Origin of the sequence: Bartonella sp. AA89HNZF, assembly GCF_042196905.1 — a bacterium.
Classification (GTDB): Bacteria; Pseudomonadota; Alphaproteobacteria; order Rhizobiales; family Rhizobiaceae; genus Bartonella.
Genome location: NZ_JBHIRD010000082.1, coordinates 1 through 997, shown reverse-complemented (window position 1 = coordinate 997; position 997 = coordinate 1). Strand labels below are relative to the sequence as shown.

Genomic DNA, 997 nt, shown 5'->3' with positions numbered 1-997 from the left:
AAGAGCTTTATACCTATACCTTCTCAAAAGCCGTTCAGAATGAATTGCTTGCACCTTATAAGATTATTGTTTTGGGTGTTAATGAAGAGGAAGTGAGTGAATCCATTCAACATCTGATGACCGATGAGAATTATGAACTTATCCTTGATGATAAAACCAAGATCATAGGTTGTTATCAAGCCCTTGCTAAAATAGATCTAAAAGTTGATTTAAATGATGACCCTAATCCCATGCGGCGGGCTTTGGCTTTTTGCAAAGATATCAAAACTTCTGAACGTATCCGTGATACCTTCAATTCTGAAGAAATACAGAAAGAATTATTTAATCTTCATAAGGTTTATAAAGATACCCCGCCGCTTCACTGTACCTTTGATCATATTGATGGAACCCAAAGTGCCAAAACGCGTCATAAAGCCCTTGATTGGCTTAAAGAAGATGCGGGGGAAAACACCTGCCGTGTGCTCACCAATGTAAGATGTCTGTCTGAAGGGGTAGATGTTCCTGCTCTTGATGCCATTATGTTTTTACACCCGCGGAAAAGTTATGTGGATATCATACAGGCTGTGGGGCGTATCATGCGGCGTGCAAAGGGTAAAAAAAGAGGCTACATCATTTTACCCGTTGGGGTGCCGGCTGGAGTTTCTGCTGAACATGCTTTACGCTACAATAAGAGATACAAGGTAGTCTGGCAAGTGATCAATGCTTTGCTTGCTCATGATGAGAATTTTGAAATAACCCTTAACCAGATGATTTTAGGTCAAGACGTCAGTGATGTTTTAGAGATTGGCGCCTTAAAGAGCATGACCGCGGTTGAGGATAAACTCCATATCCATGAAAAATCAGAACATATGGGTCTTGAGATTGGAAAAGCCGCTCATGAACCACAAATTATTCATAGTGTAACAGGAAGATTACCTTTTTATAAAGAGTTTCCCAATGCTTTGAAAACCCTTATTGCGAAGAAATTTGCTATTGCGGATTATTGGGAAAATTGGGC

At 40.0% G+C, this 997-nt stretch carries 1 protein-coding gene; it reads left to right on the top strand.

Annotated features, from left to right (window positions below):
* Window positions 1-997 (top strand): helicase-related protein (locus ACFIN0_RS09800; protein ID WP_375702461.1); only part of this gene is annotated, 997 nt, incomplete at both ends.